We start from the raw sequence: 21,763 nt of genomic DNA on the forward strand, positions 1-21,763 counted from the left end.
CGCCGCGTGCGCCTGCGGGCTTCGCCGGCGTCTTCGCGGCGGGCGCCGCGCTTACGGCCGGGCGCACCGGCTTGCGTGCGGTCGCGCTGCCGCGGCGGACGGGGGCGCGTTCGGGCGTGGCCGGGCGCGGGTGCCGCGCTGTGAGTCGAATTCTCGTGGACATGGTTATTTACACTGCTATTGCGCGCAGCAATTCGGTCTCGACGCGGATCTGCAGACGGTTGTCGGAGAGAACCGCGCCGTCGAGCAGAAACACGTCTTCGACGCGTTCGCCGAGCGTATTGATCCGTGCCGCGTGGACGCCGACCCTGTGTTCGGCCAGCACGCGCGCGATGGAATAAAGAAGGCCCGGCCGGTCGTTCGCCGACACGGACAGGATGTAGTACTGGCCGCGCTCGTCGGCTCGCAGATCGACGCGCGGCGTCACCGGGAACGTGCGCGAGAGCCGCGACAGACGCCCTTTCCCCGGTTCGGGCAGCGGGCCGCCGGCAGCGGTCAGCCGCGCCGCGAGTTCCAGTTCGACGAGGTTCGCGATGTCGCGGTAGTGCACGTCGCCTTCGGTATGGGCGACGATGAAGTTATCGAGCGCGTAGCCGTGGCGCGTCGTGCTCACGCGCGCGTCGAGCACGGACAGGCCGCTGCGGTCGAAGTAGGCGCACATCGTCGCGAAGAGGTCGGGGCGGTCCTTCGCGTAGACGAGCACCTGCAGCGCCTCGCCGATCGGCGAGGGCCGCGCGCGCACGACGGGCGCAGGCGCTTCGACGTGGCGATAGAGCACGCGCGTCTGCCAGGCGATATCGGCGGCGTCGTGGCGCAGGAAGTAACCGACGTCCAGCTGCTTCCACAGCGCGCAGTGCGCGTTCTCCGGCACGGTTTCGAGGCGCAGCAGGGCGATGGCTTCCTCCTGGCGCTTCTTCAGCTTGGAGTGCATATCGGGGCGCGCGCCGCCGAGCACGGCGAGCGTCGCGCGATAGAGGTCCTCGAGCAGCTTGCCTTTCCAGGCGTTCCACACCTTCGGGCTCGTGCCGCGGATATCGGCGACCGTCAGCAGGTAGAGTGCGGTCAGGTGCCGCTCGGTGCCGACCAGATCGGCGAAGCGCTTGATGACCTCGGGGTCGCTCGTGTCCTGCTTCTGCGCGACCTGGCTCATCGTGAGGTGATGCTGGACGAGCCAGACGACCAGCGCGGTATCGTCGGCTTCGATGCCGTGCTCGTGGCAGAAGCGGCGCGCATCGGCCATGCCGAGCGTCGAGTGATCGCCGCCGCGGCCCTTGGCGATGTCGTGAAAGAGCGCCGCGACATACAGCACCCAGGGACGCTCGAAGTTGGCGATCAACTGGCTGCAGAACGGGTATTCGTGTGCATGCTCGACGACGGCAAAGCGGCGGATGTTGCGCAGCACCATCAGGATGTGCTGGTCGACCGTGTACATGTGGTAGAGGTCGTGCTGCATCTGGCCGACGATGCGCCGGAAATTCAGCAGATAGCGTCCGAGCACGCTCGTCTGGTTCATGAGCCGCATGGCGTGGGTGATGCCGCTCGGCTGCATCAGGATTTCCATGAAGAGCCGGCGATTCTCGGGATCGCGCCGCCAGTGCTGGTTCATCGTCTCGCGCGCGTTGTAAAGCGCGCGCAGCGTGCGCGCCGAGAGGCCCTTCAAACCCGCCACCTGCTCGTACAGCAGAAAAGCTTCGAGGATCGCGTGCGGCTCGCGCTCGAACACGTCGTCGCTCGCGATCTCGATCATGCCCTGCTTTTCGACGAAGTTATCCGAGAGCACCCGTGTGATGCCGCTCGTGCTCGGGAAGAGTTGCGCCTCGATGTTCTGGATCAGGATCGTCGCGAGCTGCGTGACGGCCTTTGCGGCCCAGTAATAGCGGCGCATGAGCAGTTCGCTCGCGCGGCGCGTGGCGCTCGCCACGTAGCCGAAGCTTTCCGCGACGCCCGTCTGCAGGTCGAACACAAGGATGTCCTGACGGCGCCCTGCAGTCACATGCAGGCGTGCGCGCAGCGTCTTCAGGAATGCCTCGTTGCGGCGCAGTTCGCGCGCTTCGCGGGCGGTGATCAGTCCGCGCTGGTCGAGTTCGCGCCAGCTGCTGCCGAACGCCGCGGCTTCAGTGACCCACAGGATCAACTGCAGATCGCGCAAGCCGCCGGGACTTTCCTTCACGTTCGGTTCGAGGGAGTAGGGCGTGTCCTGGAATTTGGCGTGGCGCTGGCGCATCTCCAGGACCTTCGCCTGGAAGAAGGCGCGCGGGTCCATCGCGTCGCGATAGCGCTGCGCGAAGTCGCCGAAGAGCGTCGCGCTGCCGGTGATGCGGCGGGCTTCGAGCAGCGATGTGCGCACCGTGATGTCGTGCGCGGATTCATCGAGGCACTGCGACACGCTGCGCACGCTACTGCCGATTTCGAGCCCGAGATCCCACGCGAGCCCGATGAAGCGCTCGATTCGCGCTTCGAGCGGCGCGAGCGGCGCGTCGTCGGGCAACAGCACGAGGATGTCGACATCGGAATAAGGCGCGAGCTCGCCGCGCCCGAACCCGCCGACCGCGACGAGCGTCAGCGACGCGGGCAGATCGCACATGTTCCAGGCGCTGCGCAGCGTCTCGTCGGTGGTGCGGGCGAGCGCGCGCATCAGCGTGTCGACGTTGGTCGCGGTGCGGAAACGCTCCAGCAACCGGGCCTTGGCGGCCTTGTAGTCGGATTTCAGCGACGACGTATCGGGGACGGCAGCGGCGGGAACGCTCATGGGCTCGGGTTGTACGTGCGCGGGTTGGATTGCGGCCGGCCGGAGCTGCGCCGCGGCCGGATCTGCCGGTGAGCCGCCCGGAACGGACGGTGTCGCTGCCGCGCGCCCTCTCCGGCGGGGCGGGCGTGCGCAATCGCGCTGCGATGACTGCCGATAACTACGTTGGATCGATGCAGCGCGCCCGACCTTTCAGGATTGTCTCGCGACTGACGGTTCTGCGCCAGGTGGCACACGGCCGCCGCCAACGAGTCGGGCAAGTGCGCGGGTGGCTGCGCAGGTGGCTGGACGCTGCCCGCGAGCAGCGCGCGCCGCTCGCCTGTCCGGCGCTTCAGGCTGCCGTGCCCGCGGCCTGAGCGACGATCGCCGGTTTGGCCGGTGTGCCCGCCGAGACGGTGAGCACCTCGTAGCCGGTCTCGGTGACGAGCACCGTATGCTCCCATTGCGCGGAGAGACTGCGATCCTTCGTTTTGACGGTCCACTGGTCCGGCATCGTGCGGATTTCGCGGCGGCCGGCGTTGATCATCGGTTCGACGGTGAAGATCATGCCGGGCACGAGTTCGATGCCGGTGCCGGGGCGGCCGTAGTGCAGGACTTGCGGGTCGTCGTGGAAAACCGTGCCGATGCCGTGGCCGCAATATTCGCGCACGACGCTGTAGCCTTGCGCTTCGGCGTAGCGCTGGATGGCGTGGCCGATATCGCCGAGATGGGCGCCCGGGCGCACCTGGTCGATGCCGAGCCACATGCACTCATAGGTCGTCTGGACAAGGCGCTTCACGAGGATCGAACCCTCGCCGACGATGAACATCCGGCTTGTGTCGCCGAAATAGCCTTCCTTGATGACTGTAACGTCGATATTGAGCGCGTCGCCGTTCTTCAGCGTCTTTTCGCCCGGAATACCGTGACAGATCACGTCGTTGACCGAGATGCAGGTGGCTTTCGGATACGGCGGGTAGCCCGGCGGCTGGTAGTTGAGCGGCGCCGGCACTGTGCCCTGCACATTGGTCATGTATTCGTGGCACAGGCGGTCGAGCTCGCCGGTCGTTACGCCCGCAGCAATATAGGGCGTGATGTAATCGAGCACCTCGCTCGCCAGCTTGCCGGCGACGCGCATTTGCGCGATGTCGTGTTCATTCTTGATCGATATGGCCATGATGGGCGCCCGGAAATGCTGTCGAATATTAAATTATCGCACCTTATCCCAGGCGTCGCTGTCTTTTGAAAGGCAGGGCGGCAGACCTGCTGGCTGGCGGCGGCGCAGGTCTGCGAGGGCAATGGCTGGCTTGAGTGGGCCGCTTTGCGCGTGCTATACTCTACGGCTAAGTCGCTCGCTCTATTCTTTCGTAATATGTAAGGAATGTAGCGTGGCTTAGAAGGAAGAGGCAAGAAAGAAGCAGGAAAGAATCAAGAAGTAAGCAGGAGCCCGCTGCTGTCGCGGGCGCGATACCGGAAGCAGGATGATTTCCGGTGACGACAGCATATTCGCGAGCCGGCGCATCCAGGGTGCCGTTTGCGTTTCGATTTTTTCGCCACGAATGCAGTAATTTACAGCGAAAAAGCGGCGCATCCGGTGCGGCAGCCGGCTTCAGACCCAAACCCTAGCGGAGAATTTCTCATGGCAGTTACCATGCGCCAAATGCTGGAAGCCGGTGTCCACTTCGGTCACCAGACGCGCTTCTGGAACCCGAAGATGGCCCCCTTCATTTTCGGCCATCGCAACAAGATTCACATCATCAACCTCGAAAAGACGCTGCCGATGTACAACGACGCGCTGAAGTACGTGCGTCAACTGGCATCGAATCGCGGCACGATCCTGTTCGTCGGCACGAAGCGTCAATCGCGCGACACGATCTCCGAGGAAGCACTGCGCGCTGGCATGCCGTTCGTCAACGCACGCTGGCTCGGCGGCATGCTGACCAACTTCAAGACGCTGAAGGTTTCGATCAAGCGCCTGAAGGACATGGAAGCGGCCGTGGAAGCAGGCGAGCTCGAGAAGATGAGCAAGAAGGAAGCGCTGCTGTTCGAACGTGAAATCGCCAAGCTGCAGAAGTCGATCGGCGGCGTGAAGGACATGGGCGGCATTCCGGACGCAATTTTCGTCGTCGACGTCGGCTACCACAAGATTGCCGTGACGGAAGCCAACAAGCTCGGCATCCCCGTCATCGCCGTGGTCGATACGAACCACTCGCCGGAAGGCGTGGATTACGTGATCCCGGGTAACGACGACGCGAGCAAGGCCGTCGCGCTGTACACGCAAGGCGTGGCCGACGCGATCCTCGAAGGCCGTGCGAACGCGGTCAACGACGTGGTTGCCGCAGCGCGCGGCGATGACGGCGACGACGAGTTCGTCGAGGTCAATTCGGAGGCGTAAGCTGCCCCGTGTCCGGCAAGAAAAGGGGGCTTTCCATAGGCCCCTTTTTTTTAAGCCGTGACTTTCGCTGCCGTGCCACATGCGCGGCACCGTGAGACTGTAAAAATCATGTTTCGCGGAAAACGAATTCCTGCTGGCCGCGTCGAAAGGCGGCCGGTGTGTACCAGACAGACTCAAGGAGCGAATGATGGCGGCAATTACCGCAAGCATGGTGGCTGAACTGCGCGCGAAGACCGACGCGCCGATGATGGAATGCAAGAAGGCGCTGACGGAAGCCGACGGCGACATGGCGCGCGCCGAAGAGCTGCTGCGCGTGAAGCTCGGCAACAAGGCGAGCAAGGCGGCTTCGCGTATCACGGCTGAAGGCGTGATCGCATCGTATGTCGGCAACGGCGCGGGCGCCGTGGTCGAGTTGAACTGCGAAACCGACTTCGTCGCGAAGAACGACGACTTCAACGCATTCGCGAAGACGGTGGCCGAGCTGGTCGCCACGCAAAACCCCGCTGACGTCGCAGCCCTGTCGGCGCTGCCGCTCGAAGGCTCGACCGTCGACGCCGTGCGTCTCGCGCTCGTCGGCAAGATCGGCGAGAACCTCTCGATCCGCCGTTTCGCGCGCTTCGCCACCTCGAACAAGCTGGCCTCGTACCTGCACGGCACGCGCATCGGCGTGCTGGTCGAGTACACGGGCGCCGAAGAGCAGGTCGGCAAGGACGTGGCGATGCACATCGCCGCGATGAAGCCGGTCTCGCTGTCGTCGGACGACGTGCCGGCCGATCTGATCGCCAAGGAGCGCAGCATCGCCGAGCAGAAGGCTGCCGAATCGGGCAAGCCGGCCGAAATCATCTCGAAGATGGTCGAAGGCTCGGTGCAGAAGTTCCTGAAGGAAGTCTCGCTGCTGAACCAGCCGTTCGTGAAGAACGACAAGCAGACGATCGAGCAGATGCTGAAGGCTGCCGGCACGACGGTTCATCAGTTCGCGCTGTTCGTGGTCGGCGAAGGCATCGAAAAGCGTCAAGACGACTTCGCCGCCGAAGTGGCCGCGCAAGTCGCTGCTGCGAAGCAGCAATAAGGTTCACGCGCGTACAGCAACAGCAGTACCCGCAGTACCGTAGCACCCGCGGCGGAGCAATCCGCCGCGGCGGGCAGCGCAGCGGCGCCCGTGCGGCCGGCTCCCGTCGGCACGACTGACGCGCAGCGGCTCAGGTCATCGTCGGTTCCGGCGGCGCTTGCCCGAAGTTGTATTTCACCCCTACAGTTTCAAGTTATTGCCTTTCCGCGCGATCTGGATACCTCATGCCCACACCCGCCTATAAACGCGTCCTGCTCAAACTTTCCGGCGAAGCCCTGATGGGCGATGATGCCTTTGGCATCAATCGCGCCACGATCGAACGTATGGTGGCGGACGTGGCCGAGGTGGTGCGGCTCGGCACGCAGCTCGCGGTGGTGATCGGCGGCGGCAACATCTTCCGCGGCGTCGCGGGCGGTGCAGCCGGTATGGACCGCGCAACGGCCGACTACATGGGCATGCTCGCGACGATGATGAACGCGCTCGCCCTGCAGGACGCAATGCGCCACGCGGGCATCGAAGCGCGCGTGCAGTCGGCGCTGCGCATGGATCAGGTGGTCGAACCGTACATCCGCCCGCGCGCCATTCGCCAGCTCGAAGAGGGCAAGGTCGTGATCTTCGCGGCCGGCACGGGCAACCCGTTCTTCACGACCGACACGGCTGCCGCACTGCGCGGCGCGGAAGTCGGCGCGGAAGTCGTGCTGAAGGCAACGAAAGTCGACGGCGTCTACTCGGCGGACCCGAAGAAGGATCCGACGGCCACGCGTTATTCGACGATCAGCTTCGACGAGGCGATCGGCCGGAACCTGCAGGTCATGGACGCGACGGCGTTCGCGCTGTGCCGCGACCAGAAGCTGCCGATCCGCGTTTTTTCGATCGTCAAGCCGGGCGCGCTCAAGCGCATCGTTCAGGGCGAAGACGAGGGCACGCTCGTCCACGTGTAAACTCTCGTCATCCGAGAGGCTCGATTGCGGGCCGCGTCCCCTCGCGAAGTGGCGAGGCGCCGGGCGGTCCGTACCGTTAAAGGTTGGGAGGTTTCAAAATGGCTGTGGCTGACATCAAGAAGGGCGCGGAGCAAAAAATGCAGCGCTCGATCGAAGCATTCAAGAGCGATCTCGCGAAGATCCGCACTGGCCGGGCGCATACCGGTCTGCTCGATCACATTCAGGTCGATTACTACGGCTCGCCCGTGCCGATCTCGCAGGTCGCGAACCTGACGCTCGTCGACGCGCGCACGATCGGCGTGCAGCCGTGGGAAAAGAAGATGGTGCAGGTCGTCGAAAAGGCGATCCGCGAGTCGGATCTGGGTCTGAACCCGGCCACGCACGGCGATCTGATTCGCGTGCCGATGCCCGCGCTGACCGAAGAGCGCCGCAAGGAACTCACGAAGGTCGTCAAGAGCGAAGGCGAGACGGCGAAGGTCGCCGTGCGCAACCTGCGCCGCGACGCCAACGAGCAACTGAAGAAGCTCGTGAAGGACAAGGAAATCTCGGAAGACGACGAGCGCCGTGCAAGCGACGACGTCCAGAAGCTGACGGATCGCTTCGTGGCCGAGATCGAGAAGCTCGTCCAGACCAAGGAAGCCGAAATCCTGACGGTCTGAGGCCGCCAGGCTCTCAGTCCAGACAGGGTTTCCCTTCTTTATCGCAGTAATAGTCCGACGGCCATGACCTATACCAGCTCAACCGTTCGCGTGCCCGACGTGGCGGCCGTGCCGCGCCACATCGCGATCATCATGGACGGCAATGGCCGTTGGGCAACGCAGCGCCGCCTGCCGCGCGTGGCGGGCCATACGCGTGGCGTCGACGCGGTGCGTTCTGCCGTCGAAGCGTGCGTCGAACGCGGCGTCGAATATCTGACGTTGTTCGCGTTCAGTTCCGAGAACTGGCGGCGCCCGACCGAGGAAGTCTCGTTCCTGATGCGCCTCTTCATCACCGCGCTCGAGCGCGAGGTGGGCCGTCTGCACGCGAACGGGATCCGTCTGCGCGTGGTCGGCGATCTGTCGATGTTCAACGAGCGCATCCAGGATCTGATTCGCCGCGCCGAAACCAAGACCGCACGCAACACCCGTCTCACGCTGACGATCGCAGCAAACTATGGCGGGCGTTGGGACATCATGCAGGCCACCCGCAAGCTCGTGGAAGAGAGCGCGAAGAGCGGCGTGGCGGTGCCGGTGACCGAGGACACGCTCGGCCAGCATCTGGCGATGGCCTATGCGCCTGAGCCCGACCTGTTCATCCGCACGGGTGGCGAGCAGCGCGTCAGCAATTTCCTGCTGTGGCAGCTCGCCTACACCGAACTCTATTTCACCGATACCTACTGGCCCGATTTCGACGCCGCCGCGCTTGGCCGCGCGATCGAATCGTACGTCGAACGCGAACGCCGCTTTGGCCGCACGAGCGCCCAGCTCGTCACCCAATCCCAGAACGCCGACTCGCTTTCATGCTAAAGACCCGTGTCATCACGGCGGTCGTGCTGCTGGCCATCCTTTTGCCAGTCACGCTGTTCGCGCCGATCCCGGTGTTCGGTGCGCTGATCCGTATCGTGGTCGTGTTCGCGGCGTGGGAGTGGGCGCGCCTGCTCAAGGCCGGGAAGAACGGCTCGATCGTCTATGCGGCCATCGCCGGGGCAGTCGTGATACTGAGCGCCCAGCTCGAAGCGCCGCGCCCGCTCTTCCAGGCCGCTGGCGTGTTCTGGATCGTCGCCGGTCCTTACGTGCTGCTGCGCAAGCCGACGCTCGCCGCGGGCGTCTGGCGCGTGTTCCTGCTCGCCTGCGGTCTCGTGATCTTCGCGGCCTGCTGGCACGCGCTCATCGCGGCGCGCACGGCGGGCGTGGCGTTTGTCCTGTCCCTGTTGCTGGTCGTCTGGCTGGCCGATATCGGCGCATACTTTGCTGGTAAGGCGTTCGGCCGCCACAAGCTGGCGCCTTCGATCAGCCCGGGCAAGACATGGGAAGGCGCGGTGGGCGGCTGGGCCGCCGTGATGGTGGTGTCGATCGCCGCGATTGCGTTGCACATCCTCGCGCCGACGCTTTATTCCGCACTGGCCGCCCAGTTGGGTTTAGGCCGTGCGCTTTTTGTGCTTACCGTGCTGGTCGCGTTCAGCGTGATCGGCGATCTGTTCGAGTCGATGCTCAAGCGCCAGGCTGGCGTGAAGGATTCGAGCGGTCTCCTGCCGGGCCACGGCGGGGTGCTCGACCGTATCGACGCGCTGCTGCCGGTGCTGCCGCTTGCAATGCTGCTGCTCGGCTAGAGACATGAATATGCAAAAACGACTGACACTGCTCGGCTCCACGGGCTCAATCGGAGACAGCACGCTCGACGTGGTCGCGCGTCATCCGGAACGCTTCTCGGTTTATGCGCTCACGGCGCACCGCAACGGCGACAAGCTCGTCGAACAATGCCTGCGCTTTACGCCCGAAGTGGCCGTGGTCGGCGACGCGGACACTGCCGCGCGCGTCGAGAAGAAACTGCGCGAAGCGGGCTGCCGCACTGTCGTGACCCATGGTCCGCAGGCGCTCGTCGACGTCTCGAAGAGCGACGGCTGCGATACCGTTGTGGCCGCAATCGTCGGCGCGGCGGGTCTCGTGCCCACGCTCGCGGCGGCGAAGGCCGGCAAGCGCATCCTGCTCGCGAACAAGGAAGCGCTCGTGATGTCGGGCGACATCTTCATGGACGCGGTGCGCGACAACGGCGCGATCCTGCTGCCGGTCGACAGCGAGCACAACGCGATTTTCCAGTGCCTGCCGCGCGAGCGCGAGCTGCACGGCGGCGTCACGAAGATCATCCTCACCGCTTCGGGCGGGCCGTTCCGTACGCGCGAACCGGCCACGCTCGTCGGCGTGACGCCGGACGAGGCGTGCAAGCATCCGAACTGGTCGATGGGCCGCAAGATTTCGGTCGACTCGGCGACGATGATGAACAAGGGCCTCGAAGTGATCGAGGCGCATTATCTGTTCGAACTGCCTGGCGAGCGCATCGACGTGCTGATCCATCCGCAGAGCGTGATCCATTCGATGGTCTCGTACGCGGACGGCTCGGTGCTCGCGCAACTGGGTAACCCCGACATGCGCACGCCGATCGCGCACGCACTGGCGTTCCCGGATCGCGTCGATTCGGGCGTCGCGCAACTCGATCTGACGCAGGTCGCCACGCTCACGTTCGAGAAGCCCGACTACGCACGCTTCCCGTGTCTCGCGCTCGCGATGAAGGCGCTGGCCGAAGGCGGCGTGGCGAGCGCGGCGCTCAACGCGGCCAACGAGGTCGCGGTGGAGGCGTTCCTTAACCGCCGCATCGGTTTCATGGCGATCGCGCAGACGGTCGACGCAGTGCTTAACGCGCTCGACAATACGGCCGCGTCGAACCTCGACGTCGTACTCGAAGCGGATGCCGCGGCGCGCCGTGCGGCGTACACCATCATCGACAGCCTGCCGGTGCCCGCCTGAGGCCGTTTCAGGCCGCGTAATGCACGTTTCGCGCGTTACGCACCGGCACGCCGCGCAAGCAGGAGGCGCATATGAACCTGCTCACCGAACTGGTGGCTTTTCTCGTGGCGATCGGCGTGCTTGTCGTCGTCCACGAATACGGGCATTACAGCATCGCGCGCCTGTGCGGCGTGAAGGTTCTGCGCTTTTCGATCGGCTTTGGCAAGCCGATCGTGCAATGGGTCAGCAAGAAGACCGGTACCGAGTGGACCATCGCGGCGCTGCCGCTCGGCGGCTACGTGAAGATGCTCGACGAACGCGAGTCGGACGAGCGCATTCCCGCGCACGAACTCCCGCACGCGTTTAACCGGCAGCCGGTCGGCAAGCGGATCGCGATTGTCGTGGCGGGCCCCATCGCCAACTTCCTGCTGGCCATCGCATTGTTTGCGCTCGTGTTCGCGTCGGGCGTGAACGAGCCCGCGGCTATCGTCGCCGCGCCGCCCGCGCATTCTGCCGCTGCCCAGGCGGGGTTCCAGGGCGGCGAGAAAATCGTCTCTGTCACGAATGCGAACGGCAACGATACCCAGCCGGTGCGCTCATGGTCGGATCTGCGCTGGAAGCTGCTGGCGGTGGCGTTCGATCACGGCCACGTCGTGCTCGCGGCCCGCGACGGCGGCAGCACCTACGATTTCCCGCTCGATCTCGGCAAACTGCGCGGCAAGGACCTCGACGACGACTTCATGTCGCACCTCGGCCTCGAAGCCGGCGGCGGCACGCTGCAGGTCGCGGGCGTCGAGCCGGGCAGCGCAGCGGAGCGCGCCGGCATGCGCAAGGGCGACCATCTGCGTGCAATCGATGGCCGTCCGGTCGACAGCGCGGGCACGTTCATCTCGTATGTGAAGGCGCATGCAGGCAAGCCGTTGCATCTCGAAGTGATGCGCGGCAACGCCACCCAGCCGCTGATGCTGACGGTCACGCCGGTCGGCCAGCGCGACGACGAAACGGGTGAGACCGTGGGCCACATCGGTGCGGCGCTGGCGGCACAGGCGCCTTCGGTGGAGGTGCGCTACGGGCCGATCGAGAGCGTGAAGCTCGGCGCCCATCGCACCTGGGAGATCGCGGTTTACTCGCTTCGGATGTTCGGCCGCATGATTACGGGCGAAGCGTCGCTGAAGAATCTATCGGGTCCGGTGACGATTGCCGACTATGCGGGCAAGAGTGCGCGGCTTGGGCCATCGGCATTTCTGTCGTTCCTCGCGCTTGTGAGTATTAGCCTCGGTGTGCTCAACCTGCTCCCAATTCCGGTATTGGATGGGGGGCATCTGTTATATTATCTGGTTGAAGCCGTAACGGGCAAAGCCGTATCCGAACGCTGGCAGCTCGTGCTGCAGCGTGCGGGTCTAGCCTGCATCGTCGCGCTATCTGCGATTGCGTTGTTCAACGATCTGGCTAGGTTAATCCATTTTTAAAATGTCGGGCGGCGTCCGGGACGGGCCGCCTGACCTGATACAGCTATACATACCTGGGGAAGCACGTTGTTCAGACCTCATCGCTTGGTTCCAAAGACCGTTGCGGCCGCCGCCCTGGCCGCGCATGGACTGGTTGCTCATGCAGTAACTGCGGCAGCGACTACGCCGTTCGTGGTTCAGGATATCCGGATCGAAGGGCTGCAGCGCGTCGAGCCGGGCACCGTTTTCGCGTATCTGCCCATCAAACAGGGCGATACTTTCAACGACGACAAAGCTTCCGAGGCGATCCGCGCGCTTTACGCGACGGGCTTCTTCAACGACGTGAAGATCGCCTCCGAAGGCAATGTCGTTATCGTGCAGGTGCAGGAGCGTCCGGCGATCGGCACGATCGACTTCGCGGGCATCCACGAGTTCGATAAGGACAACCTCACGAAGGCGCTGCACGCGGTCGGTCTCTCGCAGGGCCGCTACTACGACAAATCGCTCGTCGACAAGGCCGAGCAGGAACTCAAGCGCCAGTACCTCACGCGCGGCTTCTACGCCGCCCAGGTGATCACGACGGTCACGCCGATCGACAGCAATCGCGTCAGCCTGCTGTTCTCGGTGAACGAAGGCCCGAACGCGAAGATCCGCCAGATCAACTTCATCGGCAACAAGACGTTCAGCAGCGGCACGCTGCTCGGCGAAATGCAGCTCTCCACGCCGAACTGGTTCTCCTGGTACACGAAGAACGACCTGTACTCGAAGGAAAAGCTCACGGGCGACCTTGAGAACGTGCGCTCTTACTACCTCGACCACGGTTATCTCGAGTTCAATATCGACTCGACGCAGGTGTCGATCTCGCCCGACAAGAAGGACATGTTCCTGACGATCGGGATCCACGAGGGCCAGCCGTACACGGTGTCGGGCATCCAGTTGTCCGGCAATATGCTCGACCGCGAGGCCGAGCTGAAGAAGCTGATCAAGATCAGGCCGGGCGATAAGTTCTCGGCGGAAAAACTGAAGAGCACGACGAAGGCCATCGTCGACAAGCTCGGTGAATACGGCTACGCGTTCGCCACGGTCAATGCGCTGCCGAAGATCGACCAGGAACACCACACGGTCGAACTCACGCTGCAGGTCGATCCGAGCCGCCGCGTCTATGTGCGCCGCGTCAACGTGATCGGCAACACGCGTACGCGCGACGAAGTCGTGCGCCGCGAAATGCGCCAGCTCGAAAGCTCGTGGTTCGACTCGAACCGCCTTGCGCTCTCGAAGGACCGCATCAATCGTCTCGGCTACTTCACCGACGTCGACGTGACGACGGTGCCCGTGGAAGGCACAGCTGACCAGGTGGACGTGAATGTGAACGTCAAGGAAAAGCCGACCGGCGCGATTACGCTGGGCGCGGGTTTCTCGTCGACGGACAAGGTGGTGCTCTCGGCGGGCGTGTCGCAGGACAACGTGTTCGGTTCGGGCAAGTCGCTGTCGTTGAACGTGAATACCGCGCAGACATACCGCACGCTGTCGGTCACGCAGGTGGACCCGTACTTCACCGTGGACGGCATCAAGCGCATCACGGACGTCTACTACCGCACGTATCAGCCGCTGTACTACTCGACCGATTCGAGCTTCCGCATCATCACGGTCGGCGGCGATCTGAAGTTCGGCATTCCGTTCTCGGAAGTCGATACGGTGTTTTTCGGCTTGGGCCTCGAGCAGGACCGCCTCGACGTCGACGCCAACACGCCGCAGAGCTACAAAGATTATGTGGACCACTTCGGCCGCGTGTCGAACAACGTGCCGCTGACGATCGGCTGGTCGCGCGACTCGCGTGACAGCGCGCTCGTGCCGAGCAAGGGCTATTTCACGCAGGCGAATGCCGAATACGGCACGCCGGCGGGCGGGACGGAGTACTACAAGGCCGATGTCCAGGCGCAGTACTATTACTCGTTCGCGCGCGGCTTCGTGCTCGGCCTGAACATCCAGGGCGGCTACGGCAATGGCCTCGGCGGCAAACCGTTCCCGATCTTCAAGAACTACTACGCCGGCGGTATCGGTTCGGTGCGCGGCTATGAGCCGAGCTCGCTGGGTCCGCGCGACAAGTCGACGAACGACCCGATCGGCGGCTCGAAGATGGTTGTCGGCAACATCGAACTGACGTTCCCGCTGCCGGGCACGGGTTACGACCGCACACTGCGCGTCTTCACCTTCATCGATGGTGGTAACGTCTGGGGCACGGAAGGCAGCAGTATCGGCGCGAACGGCCTGCGTTACGCCTACGGTGCGGGCCTGGCCTGGATCTCGCCGATCGGTCCGCTCAAGCTGAGCCTTGGTTTCCCGCTCCAGAAACACACGGGCGACCAGTACCAGAAGTTCCAGTTCCAGATCGGGACAGCATTCTGACGGCGCGAACCAGACGCTGTACGGCGAAGTCGTACAGCGGGTTGTATAGCGGGTTGTATGGAAATCGGAATCCAGAGAAACGAGAGGATGACTTTGCTAACGGGTAAGTATTCAAGACGGGTGATCGGGGCCATGACGTTGTCGCTGGCGGTGTTTGCTCTCGACGCGGGCGTCGCCCAGGCGCAGGAGGCGAAGATCGCGGCAGTCAACTCTGATCGCATCCTGCGCGAATCCGTCCCGGCGAAGGCCGCGCAGACCAAGCTGGAGGCCGAGTTCGCCAAGCGCGACAAGGACTTGCAGGACATGGCGCAGCGTCTGAAGACGATGTCCGAGTCGGTCGACAAGAGCGGCGTCGCGATGTCGGCCACCGACCGCGCGCAGAAGCAGCGCGATCTTTCGCAGCTCGACAGCGACTTCCAGCGCAAGCAGCGCGAATTCCGCGAGGATCTGAACCAGCGTCGCAACGAGGAACTCGCCGCGGTGCTGGAGCGGGCGAACAAGGTGATCAAGCAGATCGCCGAGCAGCAGCATTACGACCTGATCGTGCAGGAAGCCGTCTACGTGAGCCCGCGCATCGATATCACCGACCAGGTGATCAAGGCGCTTGCCGGCTCGTCGGGCAGCAATTAAGCAGGAGCAGGACACGTATGGCTTTTACGCTTGAGGAACTCGCGGGGCGTTTCGGCGGTGAAGTGATCGGCAACGCCGCGCAACGCGTCGGCTCGCTCGCGCCGCTCGACCAGGCCGGTCCGCAGCAGCTGGCATTCCTCGCCAATCCGAAGTATCTGGCTCAGGTCGACACGACGCGCGCGGGAGCGGTGCTCATTAGCCCCGGCGACCTCGAGAAGCTTGCTTCGCGCGAAGGCCGCAACTTCATCGTCACACCCAATCCGTATGCTTACTTCGCGCGCGTCGCGCAGGCGTTCATCGACCTCGCCGCGCCGAAGGTTCAACCCGGCGTTCATCCGGGCGCTAGCGTCGACGCTTCGGCGCAGATCGCTGCGAGCGCGGTGATCGGCCCGAACGTGACGGTCGAGGCGGGCGTCGTGATCGGCGAGCATGTGCGTCTTGACGCGAACGTGTTCGTCGGACGCGGCACGCGGATCGGCGCGGGTTCGCATCTGTACCCGGGCGCCACCATCTATCACGGCTGCCGCATCGGCGAGCGCGCGATCGTGCACGCGGGCGCGGTGATCGGCTCGGATGGTTTCGGGTTTGCGCCCGATTTCACGGGCGAGGGCGAAGCGCGCACGGGCAGTTGGGTCAAGATTCCGCAGGTCGGCGGCGTGTCGATCGGCCCGGATGTCGAGATCGGAGCCAATACGACGATCGATCGCGGTGCAATGGCCGATACGATTATCGAAGAATGTGTGAAGATCGATAACCTCGTGCAGATCGGCCATAACTGCAAGATCGGTGCGTACACGGTAATCGCCGGCTGCGTCGGCATTGCGGGCAGCACGACGATCGGCAGGCATTGCATGATCGGCGGCGCGGTGGGCATTGCCGGGCACGTGACGCTCGCGGACTACGTGATCGTCACAGCGAAATCGGGTGTGTCGAAGTCGCTGAAGAAGGCCGGTGTGTACACGAGCGCCTTCCCGGCGGTCGACAACGCCGACTGGAACAAGAGCGCCGCGCTGCTGCGCAACATCGACAAGTTGCGCGATCGTATCCGGGCACTCGAGGCAGCGCTTCCCGCGAAGCCGCAGGGCGACGCGTAACAACAGGTCACCCGGGCGCGGTGCCTTCCAGGTACAAGCCGGGGTACAACACGACCGGCGTCTTTCGTCAGGCGCCGGTTTTTTGCGTGCCGGACCGTGCTCCGGGCAGATCCGCATGCCGCGATCCGCGGGGCTGGCGCATACTGCGCGTCAGCGCCAGATCACCGGCATCGGCATTCGCAGTCATCTTCGCGCAATTCCAGCGTGAGCAGAAATACCATGAACATCGAAAAACTCAACTTCGACATCCACAAGATTTTCACGCTGCTGCCGCATCGCTACCCGTTCCTGATGGTCGACCGGGTCATCGAGCTTGAGCCGCACAAGCGCATCAAGGCGTTGAAGAATGTGACGGTCAACGAGCCGTATTTCACGGGCCATTTCCCCACGCGCCCGGTCATGCCCGGCGTGATGATCCTCGAAGCGCTCGCGCAGACGGCCGCGCTGCTGACGTTCTCCGAACAGCAGCAGGACTTCGCGAACACGCTGTACTACTTCGTCGGCATCGACGGCGCGCGCTTCAAGCGGGTGGTCGAGCCGGGCGACCAGCTGATCCTGAACGCCACGTTCGAGCGTTACATGCGCGGCATCTGGAAGTTCAAGGCGCAAGCCGAAGTGGACGGTGTCGTCGCGTGCGAAGCAGAGCTCATGTGCACCGTGAAAAAAATGGATGCGGACGTGCAATAACACGCACCGCAGGGTGCCGTCGCGCGTCGCGTGATGCGCCGGCAGATAACAGAATCGGAAGCAAAGACGAATGAGCAGGATCCATCCCACCGCGATTGTCGAACCCGGTGCGCAAGTTGACGAATCGGTCGAGATCGGGGCGTACGCAGTCGTGGGCGCGAACGTGAGCATCGGCGCGCGTACGATTGTCGGGTCGCATACCGTGATCGAAGGTTATACGACGATCGGCGAGGACAACCGCTTCGGCCACTTTGCAGCGATTGGCGGCCGTCCGCAGGACATGAAGTACAAGGGCGAGCCGACGAAGCTCGTGATCGGCAACCGCAATACGATCCGCGAGTACACGACGCTGCACACGGGCACGGTGCAGGACACCGGCGTCACGATCATCGGCGACGACAACTGGATCATGGCTTACGTGCACGTCGGCCACGACTGCCGCCTCGGCAGCAACGTGATCATGTCGAGCAACGCGCAGCTCGCGGGCCACGTGATCGTGGACGACTACGCGATCGTCGGCGGCATGACCGGCGTACACCAGTTCGTGCGCATCGGCGCGCACTCGATGGTGGGCGGCGCATCGGCGCTCGTGCAGGACGTGCCGCCGTTCGTGGTCGCCGCGGGCAACAAGGCCGTGCCGCATGGCGTCAACGTCGAAGGCCTGCGCCGCCGCGGCTTCTCGCCCGATGCGATTTCGGCGCTGCGCTCGGCTTATCGCACGCTCTACAAGAACGGCCTGTCGCTCGAAGAGGCGAAGGTCCAGCTCGCGGAACTGGCGGAGGCGGGCGGCGACGGCGATGTCCACGTCAAGGCGCTGATCGCGTTCGTCGAGCAGTCGCAACGCGGCATCATCCGCTAACCAATGGTCCTGCAAGCCCGTCCCTTGCGTGTTGCGATGGTCGCCGGCGAACCGTCCGGCGATCTGCTGGCGGCCTCGCTGCTCGCCGGCCTCACGGAACGCTTGCCTGACACGACGCAGTACTACGGAATCGGCGGCCCGCGCATGTCGGCCGCCGGTTTCGACGCGCACTGGCCGATGGAAAAGCTCACGGTGCGCGGCTATGTCGAGGCGCTCAGGCACATCCCCGAAATTCTGCGCATTCGCGGCGAGCTGAAGCACCAGTTGCTCGCCGATCCCCCCGACGCGTTTATCGGCGTCGATGCACCCGACTTCAACTTCGGCCTTGAGCACGCGGTGCGTGCGGCGGGCATTCCCACGATTCACTTCGTGTGCCCGTCGATCTGGGCGTGGCGCGGCGGGCGCATCAAGAAGATCCAGAAGTCGGTGGATCACATGCTGTGCGTATTTCCGTTCGAGACGGCGATACTCGAAAAGGCGGGCGTTGCGGCGTCGTACGTGGGCCATCCGCTTGCCGACGAGATTCCGCTCGAACCGGACGTGGCGGGCGCGCGCCGCGCGCTGGGCCTGCCCGACAGCGGGCCGGTGATCGCCGTGCTGCCGGGCAGCCGGCGCTCCGAGATCAACCTGATCGGCCCGACCTTCTTCGACGCCATTGCGCTCATGCAGCAGCGCGAACCGGGTCTGCGCTTTGTGATGCCGGCAGCGACGCCGGCGATCCATGCGCAACTGCAGGAACTCGCGAGCACGCGCAACAACCTTGCGTTGACGATCATCGACGGCCAGTCGCAGCTTGCGATGACGGCTGCCGATGCGATCCTCGTGAAGAGCGGCACGGTGACGCTCGAAGCGGCGCTGCTGAAAAAGCCGATGGTGATTTCGTACAAGGTGCCCTGGCTTACCGGGGAGATCATGCGCCGCCAGGGTTATCTGCCGTACGTGGGCCTGCCGAATATTCTGGCAGGCCGTTTCGTCGTCCCCGAGATCCTCCAGCACTTCGCGACGCCCGAGGCGCTTGCCGACGCCACGCTCACGCAGTTGCGCGACGAGGCGAACCGGCGCACGCTCACGGAAATTTTCACCGAGATGCATTTGGCGCTGCGCCAGAACACGTCGCAGCGCGCTGCCCAGGTTGTGGCTGAAATCGTTGAACGCCGCAGAGGGCACTCATGATAGACGACGCGACCGGGCGTGCGCGCAAGCCGGTGGCCAAAGGCGCAACTAAAGCCGCAACCAAGGCTGCAACTAAAGTCGCCCCGAAAGCGCAGTCGGCGGCGGCAAAGCGCGCCGCGCGCCTCGCGCAGGCGCAGCAGGCTGGCTTGCTGTTCGATTCGCCCGACGACATCGTCTGTGGCGTGGACGAGGCCGGGCGCGGCCCGCTCGCCGGGCCTGTCGTCGCGGCGGCGGTGATTCTCGATCCGGCCCGGCCGATCGCCGGGCTCGACGACTCGAAGGCGTTGACCGCCAAGACCCGCGACGCGCTTTACGACCTCATCGTCGAACGCTCGCTCGCGTGGTGCGTCGCGTCGGCGTCGGTTGAAGAGATTGACACGCTCAATATCCTGCAAGCGACGATGCTCGCGATGCGGCGCGCAGTCACGGGGCTCAGCGTGACGCCGACGCTCGCGAAGATCGACGGCAACCGCTGTCCGGTGCTGCCCGTGCGCAGCGAAGCTGTCGTCGGCGGCGACGCGCTGGTGCCGAGCATTTCGGCGGCGTCGATCATTGCGAAGGTTACGCGCGACCGCATGCTGGTGGAATTGCACGCGCCGTATCCGGCTTATGGATTCGACGTGCACGCGGGCTATGGCACGCCGCAACATCTCGCCGCGTTGCGCGAGCACGGTCCCTGCGAGCATCATCGCCGCTCGTTTGCGCCGGTGCGCGAGGCTTATGCGCTGCACGGCGTCGTGGCGACCCGCACGGTGGCTGCGCGTCACTCCGCCGATCCGCACGACGACGCGTTCGCGCCGGTCTGATGTGGCTACGCGCGTGCGCTGAGCGCCGCATCGCGCGGCGCGTTGTCCTTTTCCCGAATCCCTTTTATTCAGATTGCCAGGCCCGAACGTGAAAGCCATTACGTCACGCGACAATCCACTCTACAAGCATCTGAAGGCGCTGGCCGGCTCGACGCATCAACAGCGCAAGAGCGGCCAGGCTCTACTCGAAGGTTTCCATCTGGCGAGCGCCTGGCTCGACGGCGGCGGCCAGCCGGAGTATTGCGTCGTCACCGACGGCGCGCTCGCGCACGACGAGGCGCGTGCAATTGTCGCGCGCGTCGACGACCGGCGCGTGATCACGCTGCCCGATGCGCTGTTCGGCCAGCTTTCGAACGTCGTGCACGGTGTGGGGATGCTGCTCCTGGTCGATACGCCCGAGGCCGTCTTGCCACAGCGCGTGCTGTCGACCTGCGTGGTGCTCGACGGCGTGCAGGATGCGGGCAACGTCGGCTCGATCCTGCGCAGCGCGGCGGCGGCGGGGATCGACAAGGTGTTCTGCACGCCGGGCACGGCCTACGTGTGGTCGTCGAAGGTGCTGCGCTCGGCGATGGGCGCGCATTTCCTGCTGGAAGTGTTCGAGGACGTCGAGCCCGGCACGCTGGCCGACATGCTGGGCGTACCCGTCGTCATCACGGATTCGCACGGCGCACAGGCCATCGACGAATGCGATCTCACGGGGCAGGTCGCCTGGGTGTTCGGCAACGAAGGGGCGGGCGTGTCGCAGGTATGGCGCGATGCGGCCACGCATCGCGTGACGATTCCGCAGCCGGGCGGCATGGAATCGCTGAACGTCGCGGCAGCCGCGGCCGTTTGCCTCTTCGAGCAATGCCGCCAGCAGCGCCACGCGCGCTGAAGCTGGGTCCGGCCACTCCAGCAGGCCATCCGGGCTATCGGGGCCGGCCGGAGCCTGTCACAGCGTATCAGTAAGCCGGCTTGTCGAGCCGGACTTCCTGCAGGATCGTCGTCGCGATCTCCTCGATCGACTTGTGCGTCGACGAGAGCCACTTGATCCCTTCACGCCGCATCATCGCTTCCGCTTCGTTCACCTCGAAACGACAATTCTCGGGCGCTGCGTACTTGCTGCCGGGGCGCCGCTCGTTGCGGATCTCGGCGAGGCGATGCGGGTCGATCGACAGCCCGAAGATCTTCTGGCGGTGCGCGAGCAGTGCCGTCGGCAGCTTGCCGCGCTCGAAGTCTTCCGGAATCAGCGGATAGTTCGCCGCCTTCACGCCGTACTGCATGGCGAGATAGAGGCTCGTCGGCGTCTTGCCGCTGCGCGACACGCCCACGAGGATCACGTCGGCGTCCGCGAGATTGCGGTTCGACTGGCCGTCGTCATGCGCGAGCGAGAAGTTGATCGCCTCGATGCGGTTCTTGTATTCGTCCGTGTCGGCATTCTGGTGGCCGCGGCCCATCGCGTGGCTCGACTTCAGCTCCAGTTCCTGCTCCAGCGGCTCGACGAAGGTCTGGAACATGTCCAGCACGAGTCCGTTCGTGCGCTTGACAATCTCGTTCGAATTGCTGTCCACGAGCGTCGTGAACACGATCGGACGGCGGCCTTCGTGAACGGCGGCTTCGTTGATCTTTTCGGCGGTCGCGTAAGCCTTGTCCGTCGAATCGACGAACGGAACGCGCACGAGACGGAATTTCTGGTCGAACTGGGACAGGATGGAATGCGCGAAGGTTTCGGCGGTGATTCCGGTACCGTCGGAGACGATGAATACGGTGGGCGGCATTGACTGAAGCAGGGTACGTACGTTGCGATTGGACAGCTGGGAGACGGACGGAACACCCGGATTGCGTCTGTCGGAATATTCCGGGGCGCGATTCGGACCGACTGGCACATTTTCGGAGTCGGCACGGTAGAATAGCGGCAACCTGTTGGATAAGCAATTGCAGCACAACCACGCCAAACCGCAGCTAATGTGGCTGGTTCTGGTGTTAACTTGCAGCGATTCCGTCTAACTTCGCGTAATCGCGCGCATATCCCTGCTTTCCTGCTGCTGGTTTCGGGCTGCGGATTCGGGCTGCGG

19 protein-coding genes are annotated in these 21,763 nt (G+C 64.3%); 16 read left to right on the forward strand and 3 right to left on the reverse strand.

All coding sequences use genetic code 11. The features are described 5' to 3' along the window. Positions 1-169: 169 nt before the first annotated feature. Positions 170-2,749 (reverse strand): [protein-PII] uridylyltransferase, encoded by a 2,580-nt coding sequence (locus tag ACFPTO_RS03005; protein WP_377709350.1) that lies wholly within the window; start codon positions 2,747-2,749, stop codon positions 170-172. 328 nt (positions 2,750-3,077) lie between these two features. Next, positions 3,078-3,899, reverse strand: coding sequence for a type I methionyl aminopeptidase (gene map / locus ACFPTO_RS03010; protein WP_377709351.1), 822 nt, complete (start codon positions 3,897-3,899; stop codon positions 3,078-3,080). Positions 3,900-4,361: 462 nt separating this feature from the next. Here map and rpsB point away from each other — a divergent pair, with 462 nt between their 5' ends. The 16 genes from rpsB to ACFPTO_RS03090 all read left to right on the forward strand — a co-directional run bounded on the left by rpsB (position 4,362) and on the right by ACFPTO_RS03090 (position 20,583). Next, positions 4,362-5,117: a 30S ribosomal protein S2 gene (gene rpsB / locus ACFPTO_RS03015; protein ID WP_377709352.1), complete on the forward strand. Its 756-nt coding sequence runs from the start codon at positions 4,362-4,364 to the stop codon at positions 5,115-5,117. A 187-nt stretch (positions 5,118-5,304) separates the two neighbouring features. Further along, a complete protein-coding gene (gene tsf, locus ACFPTO_RS03020; protein WP_296654328.1) occupies positions 5,305-6,186 on the forward strand; it encodes a translation elongation factor Ts in 882 nt (293 codons plus the stop codon). 224 nt (positions 6,187-6,410) lie between these two features. Continuing rightward, positions 6,411-7,127, forward strand: a complete 717-nt coding sequence (gene pyrH, locus ACFPTO_RS03025; RefSeq protein WP_377709353.1) for a UMP kinase — start codon at positions 6,411-6,413, stop codon at positions 7,125-7,127. 98 nt (positions 7,128-7,225) lie between these two features. Then, positions 7,226-7,786 carry a ribosome recycling factor gene (gene frr / locus ACFPTO_RS03030; protein ID WP_377709354.1) on the forward strand — a complete coding sequence of 187 codons (561 nt, stop codon included), beginning with the start codon at positions 7,226-7,228 and terminating at the stop codon, positions 7,784-7,786. Between the two features lie 63 nt (positions 7,787-7,849). Then, positions 7,850-8,632: a polyprenyl diphosphate synthase gene (gene uppS / locus ACFPTO_RS03035; protein WP_377709356.1), complete on the forward strand. Its 783-nt coding sequence runs from the start codon at positions 7,850-7,852 to the stop codon at positions 8,630-8,632. Beyond that, the gene (locus tag ACFPTO_RS03040) at positions 8,626-9,435 is read left to right on the forward strand and encodes a phosphatidate cytidylyltransferase (protein ID WP_377709357.1); all 810 of its coding nucleotides are present in this window, start codon (positions 8,626-8,628) and stop codon (positions 9,433-9,435) included. The genes uppS and ACFPTO_RS03040 overlap by 7 nt, the downstream gene beginning before the upstream one ends. Before the next feature lie 10 nt (positions 9,436-9,445). Further along, complete coding sequence (locus ACFPTO_RS03045) at positions 9,446-10,627, forward strand: 1-deoxy-D-xylulose-5-phosphate reductoisomerase (protein ID WP_377709358.1); 1,182 nt, start codon at positions 9,446-9,448, stop codon at positions 10,625-10,627. A gap of 71 nt (positions 10,628-10,698) precedes the next feature. Next, positions 10,699-12,075 carry an RIP metalloprotease RseP gene (gene rseP, locus ACFPTO_RS03050; RefSeq protein ID WP_377709360.1) on the forward strand — a complete coding sequence of 459 codons (1,377 nt, stop codon included), beginning with the start codon at positions 10,699-10,701 and terminating at the stop codon, positions 12,073-12,075. Positions 12,076-12,141: 66 nt separating this feature from the next. Further along, positions 12,142-14,460, forward strand: coding sequence for an outer membrane protein assembly factor BamA (gene bamA / locus ACFPTO_RS03055; protein ID WP_377709361.1), 2,319 nt, complete (start codon positions 12,142-12,144; stop codon positions 14,458-14,460). Between the two features lie 93 nt (positions 14,461-14,553). Beyond that, a complete protein-coding gene (locus ACFPTO_RS03060; protein ID WP_377709412.1) occupies positions 14,554-15,090 on the forward strand; it encodes an OmpH/Skp family outer membrane protein in 537 nt (178 codons plus the stop codon). A gap of 17 nt (positions 15,091-15,107) precedes the next feature. Further along, positions 15,108-16,184 carry a UDP-3-O-(3-hydroxymyristoyl)glucosamine N-acyltransferase gene (gene lpxD, locus ACFPTO_RS03065; protein ID WP_377709363.1) on the forward strand — a complete coding sequence of 359 codons (1,077 nt, stop codon included), beginning with the start codon at positions 15,108-15,110 and terminating at the stop codon, positions 16,182-16,184. Positions 16,185-16,403: 219 nt separating this feature from the next. After that, positions 16,404-16,871, forward strand: coding sequence for a 3-hydroxyacyl-ACP dehydratase FabZ (gene fabZ, locus ACFPTO_RS03070; RefSeq protein WP_377709365.1), 468 nt, complete (start codon positions 16,404-16,406; stop codon positions 16,869-16,871). A gap of 70 nt (positions 16,872-16,941) precedes the next feature. After that, a complete protein-coding gene (gene lpxA / locus ACFPTO_RS03075; protein WP_296654346.1) occupies positions 16,942-17,730 on the forward strand; it encodes an acyl-ACP--UDP-N-acetylglucosamine O-acyltransferase in 789 nt (262 codons plus the stop codon). Positions 17,731-17,733: 3 nt separating this feature from the next. Continuing rightward, positions 17,734-18,903, forward strand: coding sequence for a lipid-A-disaccharide synthase (gene lpxB, locus ACFPTO_RS03080; protein WP_377709366.1), 1,170 nt, complete (start codon positions 17,734-17,736; stop codon positions 18,901-18,903). Beyond that, positions 18,900-19,709 (forward strand): ribonuclease HII, encoded by an 810-nt coding sequence (gene rnhB / locus ACFPTO_RS03085; RefSeq protein WP_377709367.1) that lies wholly within the window; start codon positions 18,900-18,902, stop codon positions 19,707-19,709. Before lpxB ends, rnhB begins: the two co-directional genes overlap by 4 nt. An 88-nt stretch (positions 19,710-19,797) precedes the next feature. Next, positions 19,798-20,583 carry a TrmH family RNA methyltransferase gene (locus tag ACFPTO_RS03090; protein WP_377709368.1) on the forward strand — a complete coding sequence of 262 codons (786 nt, stop codon included), beginning with the start codon at positions 19,798-19,800 and terminating at the stop codon, positions 20,581-20,583. 67 nt (positions 20,584-20,650) lie between these two features. On the opposite strand, the gene ppsR is transcribed toward ACFPTO_RS03090, so the two are convergent. Beyond that, on the reverse strand, positions 20,651-21,466 hold the full coding sequence (gene ppsR / locus ACFPTO_RS03095; RefSeq protein ID WP_377709369.1) for a posphoenolpyruvate synthetase regulatory kinase/phosphorylase PpsR: 816 nt from the start codon (positions 21,464-21,466) through the stop codon (positions 20,651-20,653). Positions 21,467-21,763: the final 297 nt, after the last annotated feature.

This window comes from Paraburkholderia denitrificans (assembly GCF_042655705.1).
GTDB classification, from domain to species: domain Bacteria; phylum Pseudomonadota; class Gammaproteobacteria; order Burkholderiales; family Burkholderiaceae; genus Paraburkholderia; species Paraburkholderia denitrificans.

Coding starts and splice junctions, on each gene's coding strand:
- tsf (WP_296654328.1), top strand. CDS start 5,305: ATGGCGGCAATTACCGCAAGCATGGTGGCTGAACTGCGCGCGAAGACC.
- lpxA (WP_296654346.1), top strand. CDS start 16,942: ATGAGCAGGATCCATCCCACCGCGATTGTCGAACCCGGTGCGCAAGTT.
- ppsR (WP_377709369.1), bottom strand. CDS start 21,466: ATGCCGCCCACCGTATTCATCGTCTCCGACGGTACCGGAATCACCGCC.
- lpxD (WP_377709363.1), top strand. CDS start 15,108: ATGGCTTTTACGCTTGAGGAACTCGCGGGGCGTTTCGGCGGTGAAGTG.
- rpsB (WP_377709352.1), top strand. CDS start 4,362: ATGGCAGTTACCATGCGCCAAATGCTGGAAGCCGGTGTCCACTTCGGT.
- map (WP_377709351.1), bottom strand. CDS start 3,899: ATGGCCATATCGATCAAGAATGAACACGACATCGCGCAAATGCGCGTC.
- lpxB (WP_377709366.1), top strand. CDS start 17,734: ATGGTCCTGCAAGCCCGTCCCTTGCGTGTTGCGATGGTCGCCGGCGAA.
- pyrH (WP_377709353.1), top strand. CDS start 6,411: ATGCCCACACCCGCCTATAAACGCGTCCTGCTCAAACTTTCCGGCGAA.
- ACFPTO_RS03040 (WP_377709357.1), top strand. CDS start 8,626: ATGCTAAAGACCCGTGTCATCACGGCGGTCGTGCTGCTGGCCATCCTT.
- frr (WP_377709354.1), top strand. CDS start 7,226: ATGGCTGTGGCTGACATCAAGAAGGGCGCGGAGCAAAAAATGCAGCGC.
- ACFPTO_RS03045 (WP_377709358.1), top strand. CDS start 9,446: ATGCAAAAACGACTGACACTGCTCGGCTCCACGGGCTCAATCGGAGAC.
- uppS (WP_377709356.1), top strand. CDS start 7,850: ATGACCTATACCAGCTCAACCGTTCGCGTGCCCGACGTGGCGGCCGTG.
- ACFPTO_RS03005 (WP_377709350.1), bottom strand. CDS start 2,749: ATGAGCGTTCCCGCCGCTGCCGTCCCCGATACGTCGTCGCTGAAATCC.
- fabZ (WP_377709365.1), top strand. CDS start 16,404: ATGAACATCGAAAAACTCAACTTCGACATCCACAAGATTTTCACGCTG.
- rseP (WP_377709360.1), top strand. CDS start 10,699: ATGAACCTGCTCACCGAACTGGTGGCTTTTCTCGTGGCGATCGGCGTG.
- rnhB (WP_377709367.1), top strand. CDS start 18,900: ATGATAGACGACGCGACCGGGCGTGCGCGCAAGCCGGTGGCCAAAGGC.